The sequence below is a fragment of the Stenotrophomonas sp. STEN014 genome (genome assembly GCF_056760315.1).
Genome location: NZ_JBRREN010000002.1, coordinates 178,507 through 195,623, shown reverse-complemented (window position 1 = coordinate 195,623; position 17,117 = coordinate 178,507). Strand labels below are relative to the sequence as shown.

The following is a 17,117-nucleotide window of genomic DNA, read 5'->3' as shown; positions in this document are numbered from 1 at the left end:
GCCGGCGCCAGCACCCGGAACTCAGAACGGCGCCGGTGACCGGAAGCGCAGCGGTTGTCCGGATTCGGGATGCACGAAAGCCAGCGCGCAGGCATGCAGCGCAACCCGCTCGGCCAGAGCCGCGCCGTAGAGCACATCGCCGACGATCGGATGGCCGAGGCTGGCCATATGCACCCGCAACTGGTGGCTGCGGCCAGTCACCGGTTCCAGCGCCACCCGCGTACGCTGCGCGACGGCATCGCGCCCGATCACCCGCCAGCGCGTCAGCGCCGGTTTGCCAACCTCGAAATCGACGATCTGCCGCGGCCGGTTCGGCCAATCGCAGATCAGGGGCAGGGCCACCTCGCCGGCCTCGCCAGCCACCTCCCCTTCCAGCAGCGCCTCATAGCACTTTTCGACCTGGCGCCGCTCGAACAGTCCCGACAGCGCCGCCTGCATCGGCTTGCCGCGCGCATACAGCATCAGCCCGGACGTCACCTGGTCGAGCCGGTGCACGGTCAGGGCCTCCGGATACACCTGCTGCAGCCGGGCGATCACGCAATCCTGGTTCTCCGGCAGGCGCCCGGGCACGGACAACAGCCCGGCCGGCTTTTCCGCCACCAGCAGCTGCGCGTCCAGGTGATGCACGCTGATATCAGGGCTCATGACAACTCACATGCGAGCAACGCAACAGCGTCGCTTCGAACCGGAAAAACAATAAAAAACGGGGAAGCCCAAGCTTCCCCGTCGGTCACACCATCACACGTGTGGATTTACAGCAGGTCGGCAACGCCGGCGCGCTCTTCTTCCAGTTCGTTCAGGGTGATGTCGATGTACTTCTGCGAGAAGTCATCGATCGGCAGATCCTTGATGATGGTGTACTCGCCGTTCTCGGTGGTTACCGGGAAGCCGAACACGACGCCTTCCGGGATTCCGTAGGAGCCGTCGGACGGCACGCCCATGGTCACCCACTTACCGTTGCTGCCCAGCACCCAGTCATGGACGTGGTCGATGGCGGCATTGGCGGCCGACGCAGCCGAGGACAGGCCACGGGCGGCGATGATCGCCGCGCCACGCTTGCCGACGGTCGGGATGAAGGTATTGGCGTTCCATTCCTGGTCGTTGATCAGCTCGGCAACCTTGGCGCCGCCGGTGGTGGCGAAGCGGTAGTCCGGGTACATGGTCGGGCTGTGATTGCCCCACACGGTGAACTTCTCGAAGCTGTCCACGGTCTTGCCGGTCTTGGCGGCCAGCTGGCTCAGCGCACGGTTGTGGTCCAGGCGCAGCATGGCGGTGAAGTTCTTCGGGTTCAGGTCCGGGGCCGACTTCATGGCGATGTAGGCATTGGTGTTGGCCGGGTTGCCGACCACCAGCACCTTCACGTCACGCTTGGCGACGGCGTTCAGGGCCTTGCCCTGCACGGTGAAGATCTTGGCGTTTTCCAGCAGCAGGTCCTTGCGCTCCATGCCCGGACCGCGCGGACGCGCGCCGACCAGCAGGGCGACGTCCACATCCTTGAAGGCCACCAGCGGATCGGCGGTGGTCACCACGCCGGCCAGCAACGGGAACGCGCAGTCTTCCAGCTCCATGACCACGCCCTGCAGGGCGGCCTGGGCCTTTTCGTTGTCGATTTCCAGCAGCTGCAGGATGACCGGCTGGTCCTTGCCCAGCATTTCGCCGGAGGCGATGCGGAACAGCAGGGCGTAACCGATATTGCCGGCGGCGCCGGTGACGGCAACACGTACAGGAGTCTTCATGGGGGATTTCCTCTGCTTGATAAAGCGTGTGGGGTGAGAGTCTGCGCAGGTCGCCGTGCCAGGCACGACGGCCGGATCAAAAACGGCCACCGGATGAAGGGTGGCCGTCGAAAGGAATCAGGCGGCGAGGATCTTGTTCCACTCGGCCACGCGGTCGGCCTTGGCGGCCAGCACCGCCTCGGCGTCGCCCTCGAGGGTGATCTTGTTGATCACGTCGCCCATGGCCACGCTGTCGACCACATCCATGCCTTCGAGCACCTTGCCGAACACGGTGTGCTTGCCATCGAGCCAATCGGTCTTGATGTGGGTGATGAAGAACTGGCTGCCGTTGGTCGACGGGCCGGCATTGGCCATGGACAGCACGCCGCGATCATGGCGTACGCCGTTCTTGGTCTCGTCCTCGAACCGGTAGCCCGGGCCGCCGCGGCCGGAGCCTTCCGGGCAGCCGCCCTGGATCATGAAATCGGCGATCACGCGGTGGAAGATCAGGCCGTCGTAGAAGCCATGCTTGACCAGGTTGACGAAGTTGGCCACGGTCAGCGGGGCCTTATCGGCGAACAGCTCGACCTTGATGGGGCCGCGGGAGGTGTCGAAATGGGCGATCAGGGACATGGGAATCCTTGTGGGAGAAGACATTTTCGCTAGCCCCATAGGATACACCCGCCCCCGCACCCGGCGCTGCCCCTGCGGCCGTCACCTCTGCCGGTGCCAGCTGAACCCCCGGTCCGGTCGATTTCACAGGTACTTTTCGCGATGGGGCCACATACCGGTATAATGTTGAACTCTTTTCCCCAATTCACGGCGCCGGCTGGCCGTCTTTCGCATGTCTATCGAAAATCTTCGCAACATCGCCATCGTCGCTCACGTGGACCATGGCAAGACCACCCTGGTTGACTGCCTGCTCAAGAACTCCGACACGCTGTCCGAGCGCACGGTGCTCGCCGAGCGCGTGATGGACAGCAACGACCAAGAAAAGGAACGCGGCATCACCATCCTGGCCAAGAACACGGCCATCAAGTGGAACGGCAACCGCATCAACATCGTCGACACCCCCGGACACGCCGACTTCGGTGGCGAAGTGGAGCGCGTGCTGTCGATGGTCGACTCGGTGCTGATCCTGGTCGACGCGATGGACGGCCCGATGCCGCAGACCCGTTTCGTCACCCAGAAGGCCTTCGCGATGGGCTTCAAGCCGATCGTCGTGGTCAACAAGGTCGACCGCCCGGGCGCGCGTCCGGAGTGGGTGATCGACCAGGTGTTCGACCTGTTCGACAAGCTCGGCGCCACCAATGAGCAGCTGGACTTCCCGATCGTCTACGCCTCGGGTCTGAACGGCTACGCCGGCCTGGAAGACACCGTGCGTTCGGGCGACATGACCCCGCTGTTCGAAGCGATCATGAAGTACGTGCCGGTGCCGGACGTGGATCCGGAAGGCCCGTTCCAGATGCGCATCAGCCAGCTGGACTACAACAATTTCGTCGGCGTGATCGGCATCGGCCGCATCCAGCGCGGCAAGCTGAAGAAGAACATGCCGGTCACCGTGATCGACCGCGAAGGCAAGAAGCGCAACGGCAAGGTGCTGCAGGTGCTGGGCTTCATGGGCCTGGAGCGGGTGGAAGTCGAAGAGGCCGAGGCCGGTGACATCGTCGCCATCTCCGGCATCCAGGAACTGACCATCTCCGACACCATCTGCCACCCGGATGCCCCGGAAGCGCTGCCGGCACTGACCGTCGACGAGCCGACCATCTCCATGACCTTCCAGGTCAACAACTCGCCGTTCGCCGGCAACAAGGACCTGTCCGGCGGCAAGTTCCTGACCAGCCGCCAGCTGAAGGAGCGTCTGGAGCGCGAGACCGTGCACAACGTGGCACTGAAGGTCGAGCAGCTGGAAGATGCAGACAAGTTCCTGGTCTCCGGCCGTGGCGAGCTGCACCTGTCGGTGCTGATCGAAACCATGCGCCGTGAAGGCTACGAACTGGCCGTGTCGCGCCCGGAAGTGATCATCAAGGAAATCGACGGCCAGATGATGGAGCCGATCGAGCAGCTGGTCGTCGATATCGAAGAACAGCACCAAGGCGGCGTGATGGAGAAGCTGGGCATCCGCAAGGGCCTGCTGAAGAACATGGAAGCCGACGGCAAGGGCCGTGTGCGCCTTGACTACATGATTCCGGCCCGCGGCCTGATCGGCTTCCAGAACGAGTTCAAGACCCTGACCCAGGGTTCGGGCCTGCTGTTCCACGTGTTCGACCATTATGGCCCGAAGGAACAGGGCGCCATCGCCAAGCGCCAGAACGGCGTGATGATCGCCAACGCCCCGGGCGCCACCCCGGCCTACGCGCTGGGCCCGCTGGAAGAGCGCGGCAAGCTGTTCGCCGCCGAAGGCGACAACGTGTACGAAGGCCAGCTGATCGGTATCCACTCCAAGGACAACGATCTGACCGTCAACGCAATCAAGACCAAGCCGCTGACCAACATGCGCGCGTCGGGCAAGGATGACGCGATCAAGCTGACCCCGGCCATCAAGTACACGCTGGAGCAGGCACTGGACTTCATCGAGGACGACGAGCTGGTCGAAGTCACCCCGAAGGAAATCCGCCTGCGCAAGAAGTTCCTGACCGAAAGCGACCGCAAGAAGGCCTCGCGCGCCGGTTGATTGCATTGACCGGCACGTCGCCCTACAACCCGGATCCGCATGCGCATCCGGGCCTGGCAGCCATCGCGCTGCTGGAAGCGGGAAAGGCCCTTGCGGCCTTTCTCGCCGCGGCCGGCCTGGAAGTGTCCGGGCCCGCCCCGCTGCGCACCGTCATCAACACCCTGATCCTGCGCCTTGGCGGCGATCCCGAGCACGGATCATTCTCTTCGCTGCTCGGCCAGATCACTCCCGATACCGTCCACCTCGCCGCCACCGTACTGGCCGCTTATGGCCTGCTGCGTGCCGTGGAAGCGTGGGGGCTGTGGCGCGCCCATGCGTGGGCATCGTGGCTGGGCTGCATCTCCGCGGCGCTGTATCTGCCACTGGATCTGTACGCCATCGTCAAACACCCCGGCTGGGCGTCGTGGCTGCTGCTGGCAGTCAACGTACTGGTGGTCTGGGTGCTGGCACGGGATATCCGCAAGCGCCACCTCGACTGAGCGCGGCATTTGCAAAGCCCCCTGCCGGCTGGCTAGCCTGCGCAGATGGACACCCCCTCGCGCCGCTCCCAGCCCTTCCTGCTGACCGCCCTGACCCTGCTGCTGGGCAGCGCCTGCACACGCACGCCAGTACCCGCCGACGCCCCCGTGGCGCCATTCGCCTATGCCGAAGCCCGCATCGACGATCTGCAAGCGCTGATGGCCCGCGGTGAGCTGGACAGCGTCACCCTGACCGAAGCCTACCTGCAGCGGATCGCCAGCCTGGACCGCAGCGGCCCACGCCTGCGCTCGGTACTGCTGATCAACCCCGCCGCCCGCCGCGAGGCTGCCCAGCGCGATGCCGAGCGGCGCAGCGGCCGTATCCGCGGCCCCCTGCATGGCTTGCCGATCCTGCTCAAGGACAATATCGACGCCACGCCAATGGCCACCACCGCCGGCTCATTGGCGCTGCGCTCATTCCACCCCGACGAGGACGCCTTTGTGGTGCAGCGGCTGCGCGAGGCCGGCGCGGTGATCCTGGGCAAGACCAATCTCAGCGAATGGGCCAACTTCCGCTCCAGCAGCTCCACTTCCGGCTGGAGCGCGGTAGGCGGCCAGACCCGCAACCCCTACGCACTGAGCCACAATCCCTGCGGCTCCAGCGCCGGCAGCGCGGTGGCGGTGGCGGCCAACCTGGCCGTGGCGGCCGTGGGCACCGAAACCGACGGCAGCATCGCCTGTCCGGCGGCAGTGAACGGGATCGTCGGACTCAAGCCGACCGTGGGACTGGTCAGCCGCGGCGGCATCGTACCGATCTCTTTCAGCCAGGACACCGCCGGCCCGATGACCCGCAGCGTCGCCGACAGCGCCATCCTACTGGGCATCTTGGCCGGCCGCGACGGCGCCGACCCGGCGACCGCGACCATGCCCGGCCGGGCGGTGTACGACTACCATGCCCGCCTGCACCCGGACGCCCTGCGCGGAGCCCGCATAGGCGTACTGCACCCCGCCCTGGTCGAACAGCCTGAGATCGCCGCAGTGTTCGCCCAGGCCATCGCCGCCCTGCGCGATGCCGGTGCCACGGTCATCGAAACCCGCATCCCTACCGAGGGCCAGTGGGAGCAGGACGAGCAGACCCTGCTGCTGTATGAATTCAAGGCCGGGCTGGAGCGTTACCTCGGCACCGCCAAGGCGCCGATCCGCACGCTGGAACAATTGATCGCCTTCAATTACGAACATGCCGCACGCGAAATGGCGCACTTCGACCAGGATCTGCTGGAGCAGGCCGCCCGCCAGGGCCCCCTCACCGATCCGGCCTATATCGCCGCCCGCACCCGCGCACGACGTCTTGCTGGTCCGCAGGGGATCGATGCCGCCCTACAGGCAGACCGGCTGGATGCACTGATCGCCCCGACTACCGGCACCGCATGGCTGACCACGCCCGGCCAAGGCGATGCGTTCCCCGGCGGCAGCTACAGCGCCGCAGCCGTGGCCGGCTATCCGAGCCTGAGCGTGCCGATGGGGCACGCCAATGGCCTGCCGCTGGGGCTGCTGTTCATGGGAACGGCCTGGAGCGAGCCCAAGCTGCTGGCGCTGGGCTACGCCTATGAACAGCTCACCCAGGCCCGGCGGCCACCGGCGTTTTCCGCCAGCCCCGCCGCGCCGGCCCGCCGGCACTGAGTCCGACGGGCGCCACTCACGGGGCGGACTGCTCCTGCTTGCGCACGATCGCCATGGCAATTTCCAGCGACTGTTCGTAGTTCAGCCGCGGATCGACAGTGGAGCGGTAGGCACGCTCCAGATCACGCTCGGTCAACTCGCGTGCGCCGCCGGTGCACTCGGTCACATCCTCCCCGGTCAGCTCCAGATGCACGCCTCCCAGACGCGTGCCGGCTGCGGCATGCAGATCGAAGGCCAATTCCACCTCGCCACGGATATTGTCGAAGCGGCGGGTCTTGTAGCCGTTGCTGGTGCTTTCGGTATTGCCGTGCATCGCATCGCAGACCCACAACACCCGGCGCCCGTCGCGGCTGACCGCATCGAGCAACGGCGGCAGCTTCTCGGCGATCTGCGCCGCCCCCATGCGGTGGATGAAACTCAGCCGGCCCGGCTCGTCATCCGGATTGAGCACATCCATCAGCCGCAGCAACTGGTCCGGCTGCACCGATGGCCCGACCTTGATCGCGATCGGATTGCGCACGCCGCGCAGGTATTCCACATGCGCGCCATCCAGCGCCGCTGTACGCATGCCGATCCACGGGTAATGCGTGCTCAGGTTGAAGTGGCCGTGCTGGCGTGGCACCTGGCGGGTCAGCGACTCCTCATAGGGCAACAACAGCGCTTCGTGCGAGGTGTAGAAGTCCACCCGGTTGAGGTTGTGCACGGGCGCGCCGGCCAGCGTCTCCATGAAACGCACCGCATCGCCAATGGAGCCCACCATCTTCTGGTACTCGGCCGCCAGCGGCGAACAGCCCACCCAGCCCAGGTTCCAGTACTCGGGGTGATGCAGATCGGCGAAGCCGCCATCGATCAGCGCCCGTACGAAGTTCATCGTCAGCGCCGAACGCGAATGCGCGGTGATCATCCGTTGCGGGTCGGGAACACGCGCCGCCTCGGTGAACTCCGGGGCGTTGATCACATCGCCGCGGTAGCTGGGCAGGGTCACGCCGTCGCGGGTTTCAGTATCGGCCGAGCGCGGCTTGGCGTACTGCCCGGCAAAGCGGCCGACGCGGATCACCGGCTTGCGCAGCCCATGCACCAGCACCAGACTCATCTGCAGCAACACCTTGAGCCGGTTGGAGATTGTGGCCGATTCGCAATCGGCGAAATTCTCGGCGCAATCCCCGCCCTGGAGCAGGAAGCGTTTGCCCTCCTGCGCCTCGGCCAGCTGCTGCTTGAGCGCGAAGATCTCCCAGGAGGTGACCAGCGGCGGCAGCTGCCGCAATTGACCCAGCGCCGCTTCCAACGCCACCGGATCGGGATAGGTCGGCATCTGCAGTCCCGGCTTGCAACGCCAACTCGACGGCGCCCAGCCCGGATCTGGAACAGGATAAGCAACAGAAGGCGCAGACTGGTTCATGCAATTACCGGCAAGAGAAGAAGAAAGAAAACGGCGCGGCGATCAGCGCGCTACCCGGCGCAAGCCGGCGTACAAGGCCCACAGCCCCAGCAACACGAACCACACCAGACTCCACATCGGCATGGTCAGGCCCAGGAACTGCCAGTCGATGTTGCCGCAATCACCGGTGCCGGTAAGCACCGTGCGGAACACCTCGAACGGCCCCATGGTCTCGCTCAGGAAGCTCAACGGCGGGCCACAGCTGCTGCCGAGGTCCTTCGGCAGCAACTGCACATAGACGTGGCGCCCGGCGATGCCGGCCCCCACGCCTGCCGCGATCAGGGTCAACACGCCATAACCGGCGCGGCCAGCGCGGCTGGAAGGACCGTGCAGCGCGCCGAGCAGGAACAGGACGCCGACCGAGGCGAAGGCGATGCGCTGGTAGATACACAGCGGGCACGGCTCCAGCCCCATCTGGATCTGCATGTAGATCGCAAAGGCCAGCAACCCGGCACAGATCAAAAAACCCAGCAGGCACTGCGCACGGAAATTCCAACGCAACGGATTCATCGGCAACCCCCTTACAAATAAGGTCGCAAGAGTAGCAGCCCCCATGCCTTCCGGCAGCCGTCTTGCAGATGCCGGGTACGCAAACGCAAGAAGCCCGGCATAGGCCGGGCTTCCGCAGGATCCGTCGCTTGGCGAGTGTGCCGATTACTCGGCGACTTCCTCGGCCACAACAGCCGGACGGTCCACCAGTTCGACATAGGCCATCGGTGCGTTGTCGCCAGCACGGAAACCGCACTTCAGCAGACGCAGGTAGCCGCCCGGACGGTTGGCGTAGCGCGGGCCCAGGATGGTGAACAGGTTGCCGACGGCTTCCTTGTCACGCAGACGGGCGAACGCCAGGCGGCGGTTGGCGACCGAGTCGACCTTGGCCAGGGTGATCAGCGGCTCGGCGACGCGGCGCAGTTCCTTGGCCTTCGGCAGGGTGGTCTTGATCAGCTCGTGCTTGAACAGCGACGCAGCCATGTTCTTGAACATCGCTTCGCGGTGGGCGCTGGTGCGGTTGAACTTGCGGCCCGACTTCATGTGACGCATGGGTGTATTCCTTGGTTAATGATGGATCGTTGAACTTCGCTGTCGCCATCCAGGCGTTGAAACTGTGGACTGCGGATGGTCCTGGTCGTCCGTCCTGGACGACCTGCGTGCCGGCATCTGCACCGGTCAACGCGGGTACTGCAGACAACATTCCCCCACATGGTTACCCATGCGGGGGAATGGATTTTACTCTCAGCCGAGCATGCCGTGCTGGGAAACACCGGCCGGCGGCCAGTTTTCCAGCTTCATGCCAAGGGACAGACCACGCTGGGCCAGTACTTCCTTGATCTCGGTCAGCGACTTCTTGCCGAGGTTCGGGGTCTTGAGCAGCTCCACTTCGGTCTTCTGGATCAGATCACCGATGTAGTAGATGCTCTCGGCCTTCAGGCAGTTGGCCGAACGCACGGTCAGCTCCAGATCGTCGATCGGGCGCAGCAGCACCGGATCCACGCCGTTGTTGGCCGGCTTGGCTGCACCGCGGTCGCGGTGGGTGAAGTCACCGAACACCGACAGCTGATCGCTGAGGATGTCGGCAGCGGTACGCACTGCTTCTTCGGCGTCGATGGTGCCGTTGGTCTCGATATCGATGACCAGCTTGTCCAGGTCGGTGCGCTGTTCGACACGAGCCGCTTCCACGGCATAGGCGACACGGCGGACCGGCGAGAACGAGGCATCCAGGACCAGACGGCCGATGGCACGGGTTTCTTCGTCCGGACGACGACGCGCAGCTGCCGGCTGATAGCCGAAACCACGCTCGATCTTCAGACGCATGTTGATCGATGCATCCTTGGTCAGGTTGCAGATCACATGGTCGCCGTTGATCACTTCGACGTTGTGGTCGACCTTGATGTCGGCAGCGGTAACAACGCCCGGGCCCTGCTTGGACAGGGTCACGGTGGCGCTGTCGCCGGTATGCATACGGACTGCCACATCCTTCAGGTTGAGCAGGACTTCCAGCACGTCCTCCTGCAGACCCTCAAGGGTGGTGTATTCGTGCAGCACGCCGTCGATCTCGACTTCCGTAATGGCGAAGCCCGGGATGGACGACAGCAGCACGCGACGCAGGGCGTTGCCCAGCGTATGCCCGTAACCACGCTCCAAGGGTTCGATAACGACCTTGGCGCGGGTGTCGGTAAGGCGTTCGATCTGCGGGCCACGAGGACGCAGAACCTGGTTTGCGGTAACCGTCATGTTGCGGGTTCTCCTGCGAACCTCCGGTGCAACCCGGAGGTTCTCCATTGTGAATTACTTCGAATACAACTCGACGATCAGCGCTTCGTTGATATCCGCAGGCAGATCGGCGCGATCCGGCACGGCCTTGAAGATGCCGGCGAACTTGCCCGAATCAACCTCAACCCACGACGGACGCAGGTCGTGCTGGGCGGCAACGGTCAGGGCTTCCTGAACGCGCAGCTGCTTGGCAGCCTTTTCCGACAGCGCAACGGCATCGCCAGCCTTGACCTGGTACGAAGCCAGATTCACCGACTTGCCATTGACCGTGACACCGCGGTGCGAGACCAGCTGACGGGCAGCCGGACGGGTCACTGCGAAGCCCATGCGGTAGACGACGTTGTCCAGACGGGTTTCCAACAGCTGCAAGAGGTTCTCGCCGGTGTTGCCCTTCTTGGTCGAGGCCTTCTTGTAGTAGTTGCGGAACTGACGCTCCAGCAGACCGTAGATACGCTTGACCTTCTGCTTTTCACGCAGCTGGGTGGCGTAGTCGGACAGCTTGCCCTTGCGGGCGGTAGCGCCGTGCTGGCCGGGCTTCTGCTCCAGCTTGCACTTGGAATCCAACGCGCGGGCCGGGCTCTTCAGAGAGAGGTCGGCGCCTTCGCGGCGGGCGAGCTTACAGGTGGGACCGATATAACGAGCCATTTCTTATCGCTCCCTTAGACGCGACGCTTCTTCGGCGGACGGCACCCGTTGTGCGGGATTGGCGTCACGTCGATGATGTTGGTGATCTTGTAGCCGACGTTGTTCAACGAACGTACGGCCGACTCACGGCCCGGACCCGGACCCTTGATGCGGACTTCCAGCGACTTCAGGCCGTAATCCAGCGCAGCCTTGCCAGCCTTTTCGGCGGCAACCTGAGCAGCGAACGGAGTCGACTTGCGCGAACCACGGAAGCCGGCGCCACCGGAGGTGGCCCAAGACAGTGCATTGCCCTGGCGGTCGGTGATGGTCACGATGGTGTTGTTGAACGAAGCGTGGACGTGGGCGACGCCGTCAGTGACGACGCGCTTGATCTTCTTCTTGGTTTTTGCAGCAGCGGGCTTAGCCATTATTTAGGTCCCTTACTTCCTGATCGCCTTGCGCGGACCCTTGCGGGTGCGGGCGTTGGTACGGGTACGCTGGCCACGCAGCGGCAGACCGCGACGGTGACGCAGGCCGCGATAGCAGCCCAGGTCCATCAGGCGCTTGATTGCGATACCGATTTCGCGACGCAGGTCGCCTTCCACGATGTACTTGCCGACTTCGGCGCGGAGACGCTCGATTTCCGGCTCGGACAGTTCGCGGATCTTGGTGGTCGAAGCAACGTTTGCGGCTTCGCAAACCTTCTTCGAACGGGTACGGCCGATGCCGTAAATGCTTTGCAACCCGACCCAGACGTGCTTCTGGGCTGGCAGGTTGACGCCTGCAATACGCGCCATGACGCGGTTCTCCAGCTGAGTGATGGCCGAATGCGCACCAACAGGCGCGCCAATCCGGCAGGATGGATCAAAAAAGTTAATTAGCGATCTAACAAGGCCTCGGTTTGCTTTGAGGTCCGCATAACCCGAAGGTTCCACAGACCCGGCGTGGGGAGTGTGCCCACGCTCCGGCGCCGGATGTGCTTGGCAAAGTGATACCACCTCTGCCGCCCGCGCTACTCCTGCGCAGAACCACCACATCACACCCCCACCCGAGACCGCTGCGGGGGCCGCCCTTCTGTCTTGAAGACCCCCAACGGGAACCGGAGGGGCTCTTCTCGCTATGAAGCGGAAAGTATACCGGGTGAATCAGCCGCGCGCAAAACCGCCGCGGTTGCCGCCCTTCAGGTTGGCCTTCTTCAACAGGCTCTCGTACTGGTGAGACATCAGATGCGCCTGGATCTGCGCAATGAAGTCCATCACCACCACCACCACGATCAGCAGCGAGGTGCCACCGAAGTAGAACGAGGCGTTGAGCTGGGTGCGCATGATTTCCGGCAACAGGCAGACGATGACCAGGTAGGCCGAGCCGGCCGCCGTCAGGCGCGTCAACACACCATCGATATAGTCGGCCGTGGCCTTGCCCGGACGGATACCCGGAATCAGCGCGCCCGACTTCTTCAGGTTGTCAGCGGTTTCCTGCGAGTTGAAAACCAGCGCGGTATAGAAAAACGCGAAACCGGTGATCAGTGCAGCGAACACGATCATGTGCAGCGGCTCGCCCGGACCCAGCGCATTGGCCACTTTCTGCAGCCAGGTGGCCGAGCTGGCCTGGCCGGACCACATCGCCAGCGTGGCCGGGAAGGCCAGGATGCTGGAAGCGAAGATCGCCGGAATCACACCCGCCATGTTCAGCTTCAACGGCAGGAACGAGGTCTGGTTCATGTAGGCGTTACGGCCACCCTGACGGCGGGCGTAATTAACGGTGATGCGGCGCTGGCCGCGCTCGACGAACACCACGAAGTAGGTGAACGCCAGCACCACCAGCACAATCAGCAACAGCGAAATGAAGCTCATGTTGCCATCGCGGTACGCCTCGACGGTCTGGATCACCGCCGCCGGAAGGCCCGCGACGATACCGGCGAAGATGATCAGCGACACACCGTTGCCGATACCCCGCTCGGTGACCTGCTCACCCACCCACATCAGGAAGATGGTGCCGGCCGTGAGTGCGACCACAGCGGTCAGCACGAAACCCATGCCAGGTGCGTACACCACCGGAGCACCGCCCGGCGACACCTGGTTCTGCAATGCCAGCGCGATACTGCCGCCCTGCACCACCGCCAGGAGCACCGCGCCGATGCGCGAATACTGCGTGATCTTGCGACGACCGGACTCACCTTCCTTTTGCATGGCCTTCAGGGCCGGGAAGATGTGGACCGCCAGCTGCATCACGATGGATGCCGAGATATACGGCATCACGTTCAACGCGAAGATGCTGAAACGGTGCAGGGCGCCGCCCGAGAACATGTTGAACATGTCCACGATTCCGCCGCCCTGCGCCTGCATCAGCGCAAGCATGGCATCGGGATTGACGCCCGGCACCGGCACATAACAGCCAATGCGATAGACGAGCAATGCCCCGAGTACGAACAGAAGACGCTGGCGAAGTTCCGTGAACTTGCCCATCCCGCCCGCGAGGTTACCGATGCCAGCTTGCGCCATGTTCCAGTTACTCCTGTACGCTGCCGCCGGCAGCTTCGATCGCAGCCTTGGCGCCGGCAGTTGCCGCAACACCCTTCAGGGTGAACGCCTTGCTCAGCTCGCCCTTCAGGACGATCTTGGCCTTCTTGGCAGTGGACGGGACCAGCTTGGCAGCACGCAGTGCCGCAAAATCGATCTCGCCAGCTTCCAGACGGTCCAGATGGTAGGACAGCACTTCAGCGGTGTCCTTGGCCGTACGGGAAACGAAGCCGATCTTCGGCAGACGACGCTGCATCGGGGTCTGACCGCCTTCGAAGCCAGCCTTGATCTTGCCCTTGCCCGAACGGGCGAACGAACCCTTGTGGCCGCGGCCGCAGGTCTTGCCCAAGCCGGAGCCGATGCCGCGGCCGACGCGCTTGCGCTCGGTACGCGCGCCCTCAACCGGGCTCAGTTCATTAAGACGCAAAGTCATGGTCAATTACTCCTCAACCTGGACGAGGTACTGAACCTTGTTGATCAGGCCGCGAACCTGCGGGCTGTCCTTCAGTTCACGCACATCATTGAGCTTGTTCAGGCCCAGGGCACGCACCGACAGGCGGTGACGCGACTGGGTTCCACGCAGGCCACGCACCAGGCGCACCTTCACGGTCTTGACGTTCTGATCAGCCATGATTGAGATCCTCCACCTTCTTGCCGCGCTTGGCCGCAATGCGAGCCGGCGACTGCACGCCTGCCAGACCCTTCAGCGTGGCGCGAACCAGGTTGATCGGGTTGCGCGAACCCACCGCCTTGGCCAGCACGTCCTTCACGCCAACCGCTTCCAGCACAGCGCGCATCGCGCCGCCGGCAATCACGCCGGTACCTTCCGAAGCCGGCTGCATGAACACGCGAGCCGCACCGTGGCCGTCCTTGACGGTGTGCCACAGCGTGCCGTTGTTCAGATCAACGCTGATCTGGTTCTTGCGGGCCTGCTCCATCGACTTCTGGATGGCGACCGGCACTTCGCGCGCCTTGCCGTAGCCGAAACCGACCTTGCCTGCACCATCACCGACCACGGTCAGTGCGGTGAAGGTGAACTGACGACCACCCTTGACGGTCTTGCTGACGCGATTGACCGCGACCAGCTTCTCGATCATGCCATCGTCGACTTTTTCTTCGCGGTTGCGATCGCGATCGCGACCCCGCGACTGACGTTCTTCAGCCATTTCTATTCCTTGTTGTGTGGATTATGTACGGCTCGAAGCCGCTTATAGTTGTGGGACGAAGCGTTGACTCGTCGGCCGCTGCATAAGAGCGGAGACGCCCGGCACAGCCCGTACCGGCAGGCAGGCGGAAAGGGGCCAACGGCCCCTTTCCCGATCCCTTAGAACTGCAGGCCGCCTTCGCGGGCTGCATCGGCCAGGGCCTTGATGCGGCCGTGGTAGCGGTAACCGGAACGGTCGAACGCGACCTTTTCGATACCTGCAGCCTTGGCGCGCTCGGCAATCATCTTGCCGACCTTGGCAGCTGCGTCGCAGTTCTTGCCGTTCTTCAGGCCTTCCATGACTTCGGCCTGGGCGGTGTTGGCAGCAGCCAGCACCTTGGAGCCATCGGCGGTGAAGACCTGTGCATACAGGTGCTGGCCGGTGCGCAGGACCGACAGGCGCGCCACACCCAGTGTGCGGATGTGCGAGCGGGTCGACTTGGCGCGACGCAGACGTGCAATGTTCTTGTTCATGTTCTTTATCCTCGAAAGCTGAAAACCTAGGAATTAGGCCTTCTTGGCTTCCTTGCGAATGATGACTTCACCGGCGTACTTCACACCCTTGCCCTTGTAGGGCTCCGGCGGACGGTAACCGCGGATCTTGGCGGCGACTTCACCGACAACCTGCTTGTCCGAACCCTGGACCAGAATTTCGGTCTGGGTCGGGGTCGACAGGGTGATGCCTTCCGGCGCCACGAACACGACAGGATGGGAGAAGCCCAGCGACAGGTTCAGGTCCTTGCCCTGCATGGCGGCGCGGTAACCCACACCCACCAGCTCCAGCTTCTTTTCGAAGCCTTCGGACACGCCCTGGACCATGTTGGCCAGGATCGAACGGACGGTGCCGGTCAGCGCGTCGAAGGAGATGTCCTTCGGGCTCAGCGTGGCAACGCCATTGTCGAGAGTGATTTCAACGCCAGCGGCCTTGTTCAGCGACAGGACACCCTTCGGGCCCTTCACGGTCACAACTTCCGGCTGGATGGTCAGTTCAACGCCCTTGGGCAGGTTGATCGGCTTCTTGGCTACGCGGGACATAGTGGACTCCTTCCCTTAGGCCACGAAGCACAGGACTTCGCCGCCGACGCCCAACTGGCGCGCCTGCGCATCAGTCATGATGCCCTTGGAGGTGGAAATGATGGCGACGCCCAGGCCGTTGAGGACCTTCGGCAGTTCAGACTTGCCACGGTACTGGCGCAGACCCGAACGCGAGAAGCGCTTCAGGGTCGCGATGACCGGCTTGCCTTCGAAATACTTCAGGACGATTTCAAGCTCGGCCTTGTTGTTTTCGGTGTTGGTCACGCGCAGGTCTGTGATGTAACCCTCGTCCTTCAGGACCTGGGCAATGGCCACCTTGACCTTGGACGACGGGGCTTTCACCGTCTGCTTGCCAACCGCGGCCGCATTCTTGATGCGTACCAGCAGGTCGGCGATGGGATCAGTCATGCTCATGTAGATACCTTTGAGTGCACCGATATCCGCTTTCGCGAAAATCTCGTGTTTTCCTGGGATGGGCCAGGGCCCCTACCACACCAGCCAGCCGGTTTCGGACAGGCAAGGAGCGGGATTATACGACAAAAAGTCCGACTGGCGTCGGACTTTTTGAGTCACCTTCAGGTTGCCCTGCCGATGCCCCGGCCGGACCTTGCGGCCCGGCCGGAATTTCTTACCAGCTGGCCTTACGCAGGCCCGGCACATCGCCGCGCATGGTGGCTTCGCGCAGCTTGTTACGGCCGAGGCCGAACTTGCTGTACACGCCACGCGAACGACCGGACAGCTCGCAACGGTTGCGGTGGCGGCACGGCGACGAATCGCGCGGCAGCTTGGACAACTTCGTCGAGGCCTCGATCTTCTCTTCGTAGGTCGCGTCCACCGAGGACACGATCTTCTTCAGAGCCGCACGCTTTTCAGCGTACTTTTCAGCCAGCTTTTTCCGCTTGATGTCGCGGTTGACCATGGAGGTCTTTGCCATTTCGGTATCCTCGACGAATCAGTTACGGAACGGGAACTTGAACGCTGCGAGCAGCGCCTTGGCTTCCGCGTCGGTCTTGGCAGTGGTGGTGATGGCGATATCCATACCGCGGATCGCATCGACGGCGTCGAAGTCGATTTCCGGGAAGATGATCTGTTCCTTCACACCCATGTTGTAGTTGCCACGACCGTCGAACGAACGCCCCGACACGCCGCGGAAGTCACGCACGCGCGGCAGCGAGATGTTGATCAGACGATCCAGGAACTCAAACATGGTGTCACGACGCAGCGTGACCTTGCAGCCGATCGGCCAGCCATCACGGATCTTGAACGATGCCACCGAAACACGCGACTTGGTGACGATCGGCTTCTGACCGGTGATCTTGGTCATATCCGCGACGGCGTTTTCCAGAACCTTCTTGTTGGTAGCCGCTTCGCCCACACCCATGTTCAGGGTGATCTTGACGAGCTTCGGCACTTCCATCGGGTTCTTGTAGCCGAACTGCTTGGTCAGCGCCGGCACAACTTCGTCTTTGTAAAACTTTTCGAGACGGGAATTCATTCGA

At 63.5% G+C, this 17,117-nt stretch carries 22 protein-coding genes; 3 read left to right on the top strand and 19 right to left on the bottom strand.

What is annotated here, in order from left to right; genetic code table 11:
* Positions 1–21: 21 nt before the first annotated feature.
* From ACVOMC_RS03525 to ACVOMC_RS03515, 3 genes are all read right to left on the bottom strand, one after another.
* A complete protein-coding gene (locus ACVOMC_RS03525) occupies positions 22–645 on the bottom strand; it encodes an RluA family pseudouridine synthase (protein ID WP_481522837.1) in 624 nt (207 codons plus the stop codon).
* Positions 646–752: 107 nt separating this feature from the next.
* On the bottom strand, positions 753–1,736 hold the full coding sequence (locus ACVOMC_RS03520) for a malate dehydrogenase (protein WP_054658421.1): 984 nt from the start codon (positions 1,734–1,736) through the stop codon (positions 753–755).
* Positions 1,737–1,853: 117 nt separating this feature from the next.
* The gene (locus ACVOMC_RS03515) at positions 1,854–2,348 is read right to left on the bottom strand and encodes a peptidylprolyl isomerase (RefSeq protein ID WP_054658419.1); all 495 of its coding nucleotides are present in this window, start codon (positions 2,346–2,348) and stop codon (positions 1,854–1,856) included.
* Positions 2,349–2,559: 211 nt separating this feature from the next.
* On the opposite strand from ACVOMC_RS03515, the gene typA reads away from it, so the two are divergent.
* The 3 genes from typA to ACVOMC_RS03500 are packed head-to-tail and all read left to right on the top strand — an operon-like array spanning position 2,560 to position 6,527.
* Complete coding sequence (typA, locus tag ACVOMC_RS03510) at positions 2,560–4,389, top strand: translational GTPase TypA (RefSeq protein WP_054658417.1); 1,830 nt, start codon at positions 2,560–2,562, stop codon at positions 4,387–4,389.
* A 5-nt stretch (positions 4,390–4,394) separates the two neighbouring features.
* Entirely contained in the window at positions 4,395–4,868 is a 474-nt protein-coding gene (locus ACVOMC_RS03505; protein ID WP_481522836.1) for a DUF7144 family membrane protein, read from the top strand.
* Positions 4,869–4,913: 45 nt separating this feature from the next.
* On the top strand, positions 4,914–6,527 hold the full coding sequence (locus ACVOMC_RS03500) for an amidase (RefSeq protein WP_481522835.1): 1,614 nt from the start codon (positions 4,914–4,916) through the stop codon (positions 6,525–6,527).
* A 16-nt stretch (positions 6,528–6,543) separates the two neighbouring features.
* Here ACVOMC_RS03500 and ACVOMC_RS03495 read toward each other — a convergent pair whose 3' ends face one another.
* From ACVOMC_RS03495 to rplE, 16 genes are all read right to left on the bottom strand, one after another.
* A complete protein-coding gene (locus ACVOMC_RS03495; protein ID WP_481522834.1) occupies positions 6,544–7,926 on the bottom strand; it encodes a class II 3-deoxy-7-phosphoheptulonate synthase in 1,383 nt (460 codons plus the stop codon).
* 42 nt (positions 7,927–7,968) lie between these two features.
* On the bottom strand, positions 7,969–8,475 hold the full coding sequence (locus ACVOMC_RS03490) for a disulfide bond formation protein B (RefSeq protein ID WP_481522833.1): 507 nt from the start codon (positions 8,473–8,475) through the stop codon (positions 7,969–7,971).
* Between the two features lie 144 nt (positions 8,476–8,619).
* A complete protein-coding gene (gene rplQ, locus ACVOMC_RS03485; RefSeq protein ID WP_054657231.1) occupies positions 8,620–9,006 on the bottom strand; it encodes a 50S ribosomal protein L17 in 387 nt (128 codons plus the stop codon).
* Positions 9,007–9,198: 192 nt separating this feature from the next.
* A complete protein-coding gene (locus ACVOMC_RS03480; protein WP_481522832.1) occupies positions 9,199–10,197 on the bottom strand; it encodes a DNA-directed RNA polymerase subunit alpha in 999 nt (332 codons plus the stop codon).
* Positions 10,198–10,251: 54 nt separating this feature from the next.
* Complete coding sequence (rpsD, locus tag ACVOMC_RS03475; protein ID WP_017355428.1) at positions 10,252–10,881, bottom strand: 30S ribosomal protein S4; 630 nt, start codon at positions 10,879–10,881, stop codon at positions 10,252–10,254.
* Positions 10,882–10,895: 14 nt separating this feature from the next.
* On the bottom strand, positions 10,896–11,288 hold the full coding sequence (gene rpsK, locus ACVOMC_RS03470; RefSeq protein ID WP_054657227.1) for a 30S ribosomal protein S11: 393 nt from the start codon (positions 11,286–11,288) through the stop codon (positions 10,896–10,898).
* A 12-nt stretch (positions 11,289–11,300) separates the two neighbouring features.
* A complete protein-coding gene (rpsM, locus tag ACVOMC_RS03465) occupies positions 11,301–11,657 on the bottom strand; it encodes a 30S ribosomal protein S13 (RefSeq protein WP_057505879.1) in 357 nt (118 codons plus the stop codon).
* Between the two features lie 348 nt (positions 11,658–12,005).
* Positions 12,006–13,361, bottom strand: coding sequence for a preprotein translocase subunit SecY (gene secY, locus ACVOMC_RS03460; protein WP_054657223.1), 1,356 nt, complete (start codon positions 13,359–13,361; stop codon positions 12,006–12,008).
* Positions 13,362–13,368: 7 nt separating this feature from the next.
* Positions 13,369–13,812: a 50S ribosomal protein L15 gene (gene rplO / locus ACVOMC_RS03455; RefSeq protein ID WP_054657221.1), complete on the bottom strand. Its 444-nt coding sequence runs from the start codon at positions 13,810–13,812 to the stop codon at positions 13,369–13,371.
* 6 nt (positions 13,813–13,818) lie between these two features.
* Complete coding sequence (rpmD, locus tag ACVOMC_RS03450) at positions 13,819–14,010, bottom strand: 50S ribosomal protein L30 (RefSeq protein WP_054657219.1); 192 nt, start codon at positions 14,008–14,010, stop codon at positions 13,819–13,821.
* Positions 14,003–14,545 (bottom strand): 30S ribosomal protein S5, encoded by a 543-nt coding sequence (gene rpsE / locus ACVOMC_RS03445; RefSeq protein ID WP_054657217.1) that lies wholly within the window; start codon positions 14,543–14,545, stop codon positions 14,003–14,005. Before rpsE ends, rpmD begins: the two co-directional genes overlap by 8 nt.
* Positions 14,546–14,703: 158 nt before the next feature.
* Entirely contained in the window at positions 14,704–15,057 is a 354-nt protein-coding gene (gene rplR / locus ACVOMC_RS03440; protein WP_054657216.1) for a 50S ribosomal protein L18, read from the bottom strand.
* Positions 15,058–15,090: 33 nt separating this feature from the next.
* Complete coding sequence (gene rplF, locus ACVOMC_RS03435) at positions 15,091–15,618, bottom strand: 50S ribosomal protein L6 (protein WP_054657214.1); 528 nt, start codon at positions 15,616–15,618, stop codon at positions 15,091–15,093.
* A gap of 15 nt (positions 15,619–15,633) precedes the next feature.
* Positions 15,634–16,032, bottom strand: a complete 399-nt coding sequence (gene rpsH, locus ACVOMC_RS03430) for a 30S ribosomal protein S8 (RefSeq protein ID WP_054657212.1) — start codon at positions 16,030–16,032, stop codon at positions 15,634–15,636.
* Positions 16,033–16,246: 214 nt separating this feature from the next.
* Positions 16,247–16,552 carry a 30S ribosomal protein S14 gene (rpsN, locus tag ACVOMC_RS03425; RefSeq protein WP_057505880.1) on the bottom strand — a complete coding sequence of 102 codons (306 nt, stop codon included), beginning with the start codon at positions 16,550–16,552 and terminating at the stop codon, positions 16,247–16,249.
* A gap of 18 nt (positions 16,553–16,570) precedes the next feature.
* On the bottom strand, positions 16,571–17,113 hold the full coding sequence (gene rplE, locus ACVOMC_RS03420) for a 50S ribosomal protein L5 (RefSeq protein WP_054657210.1): 543 nt from the start codon (positions 17,111–17,113) through the stop codon (positions 16,571–16,573).
* Positions 17,114–17,117 lie beyond the last annotated feature (4 nt).

What these genes read in the sequence shown, in the direction of transcription:
- rpsH (WP_054657212.1), bottom strand. Translation starts at nt 16,032, where the DNA reads ATGAGCATGACTGATCCCATCGCCGACCTGCTGGTACGCATCAAGAAT.
- ACVOMC_RS03500 (WP_481522835.1), top strand. Translation starts at nt 4,914, where the DNA reads ATGGACACCCCCTCGCGCCGCTCCCAGCCCTTCCTGCTGACCGCCCTG.
- typA (WP_054658417.1), top strand. Translation starts at nt 2,560, where the DNA reads ATGTCTATCGAAAATCTTCGCAACATCGCCATCGTCGCTCACGTGGAC.
- rpsN (WP_057505880.1), bottom strand. Translation starts at nt 16,552, where the DNA reads ATGGCAAAGACCTCCATGGTCAACCGCGACATCAAGCGGAAAAAGCTG.
- ACVOMC_RS03525 (WP_481522837.1), bottom strand. Translation starts at nt 645, where the DNA reads ATGAGCCCTGATATCAGCGTGCATCACCTGGACGCGCAGCTGCTGGTG.
- rpsM (WP_057505879.1), bottom strand. Translation starts at nt 11,657, where the DNA reads ATGGCGCGTATTGCAGGCGTCAACCTGCCAGCCCAGAAGCACGTCTGG.
- rplQ (WP_054657231.1), bottom strand. Translation starts at nt 9,006, where the DNA reads ATGCGTCACATGAAGTCGGGCCGCAAGTTCAACCGCACCAGCGCCCAC.
- ACVOMC_RS03515 (WP_054658419.1), bottom strand. Translation starts at nt 2,348, where the DNA reads ATGTCCCTGATCGCCCATTTCGACACCTCCCGCGGCCCCATCAAGGTC.
- ACVOMC_RS03520 (WP_054658421.1), bottom strand. Translation starts at nt 1,736, where the DNA reads ATGAAGACTCCTGTACGTGTTGCCGTCACCGGCGCCGCCGGCAATATC.
- rpsK (WP_054657227.1), bottom strand. Translation starts at nt 11,288, where the DNA reads ATGGCTAAGCCCGCTGCTGCAAAAACCAAGAAGAAGATCAAGCGCGTC.
- ACVOMC_RS03495 (WP_481522834.1), bottom strand. Translation starts at nt 7,926, where the DNA reads ATGAACCAGTCTGCGCCTTCTGTTGCTTATCCTGTTCCAGATCCGGGC.
- rpsE (WP_054657217.1), bottom strand. Translation starts at nt 14,545, where the DNA reads ATGGCTGAAGAACGTCAGTCGCGGGGTCGCGATCGCGATCGCAACCGC.
- rplR (WP_054657216.1), bottom strand. Translation starts at nt 15,057, where the DNA reads ATGAACAAGAACATTGCACGTCTGCGTCGCGCCAAGTCGACCCGCTCG.
- rpmD (WP_054657219.1), bottom strand. Translation starts at nt 14,010, where the DNA reads ATGGCTGATCAGAACGTCAAGACCGTGAAGGTGCGCCTGGTGCGTGGC.
- rplE (WP_054657210.1), bottom strand. Translation starts at nt 17,113, where the DNA reads ATGAATTCCCGTCTCGAAAAGTTTTACAAAGACGAAGTTGTGCCGGCG.
- ACVOMC_RS03480 (WP_481522832.1), bottom strand. Translation starts at nt 10,197, where the DNA reads ATGACGGTTACCGCAAACCAGGTTCTGCGTCCTCGTGGCCCGCAGATC.
- ACVOMC_RS03490 (WP_481522833.1), bottom strand. Translation starts at nt 8,475, where the DNA reads ATGAATCCGTTGCGTTGGAATTTCCGTGCGCAGTGCCTGCTGGGTTTT.
- rpsD (WP_017355428.1), bottom strand. Translation starts at nt 10,881, where the DNA reads ATGGCTCGTTATATCGGTCCCACCTGTAAGCTCGCCCGCCGCGAAGGC.
- secY (WP_054657223.1), bottom strand. Translation starts at nt 13,361, where the DNA reads ATGGCGCAAGCTGGCATCGGTAACCTCGCGGGCGGGATGGGCAAGTTC.
- rplF (WP_054657214.1), bottom strand. Translation starts at nt 15,618, where the DNA reads ATGTCCCGCGTAGCCAAGAAGCCGATCAACCTGCCCAAGGGCGTTGAA.
- rplO (WP_054657221.1), bottom strand. Translation starts at nt 13,812, where the DNA reads ATGACTTTGCGTCTTAATGAACTGAGCCCGGTTGAGGGCGCGCGTACC.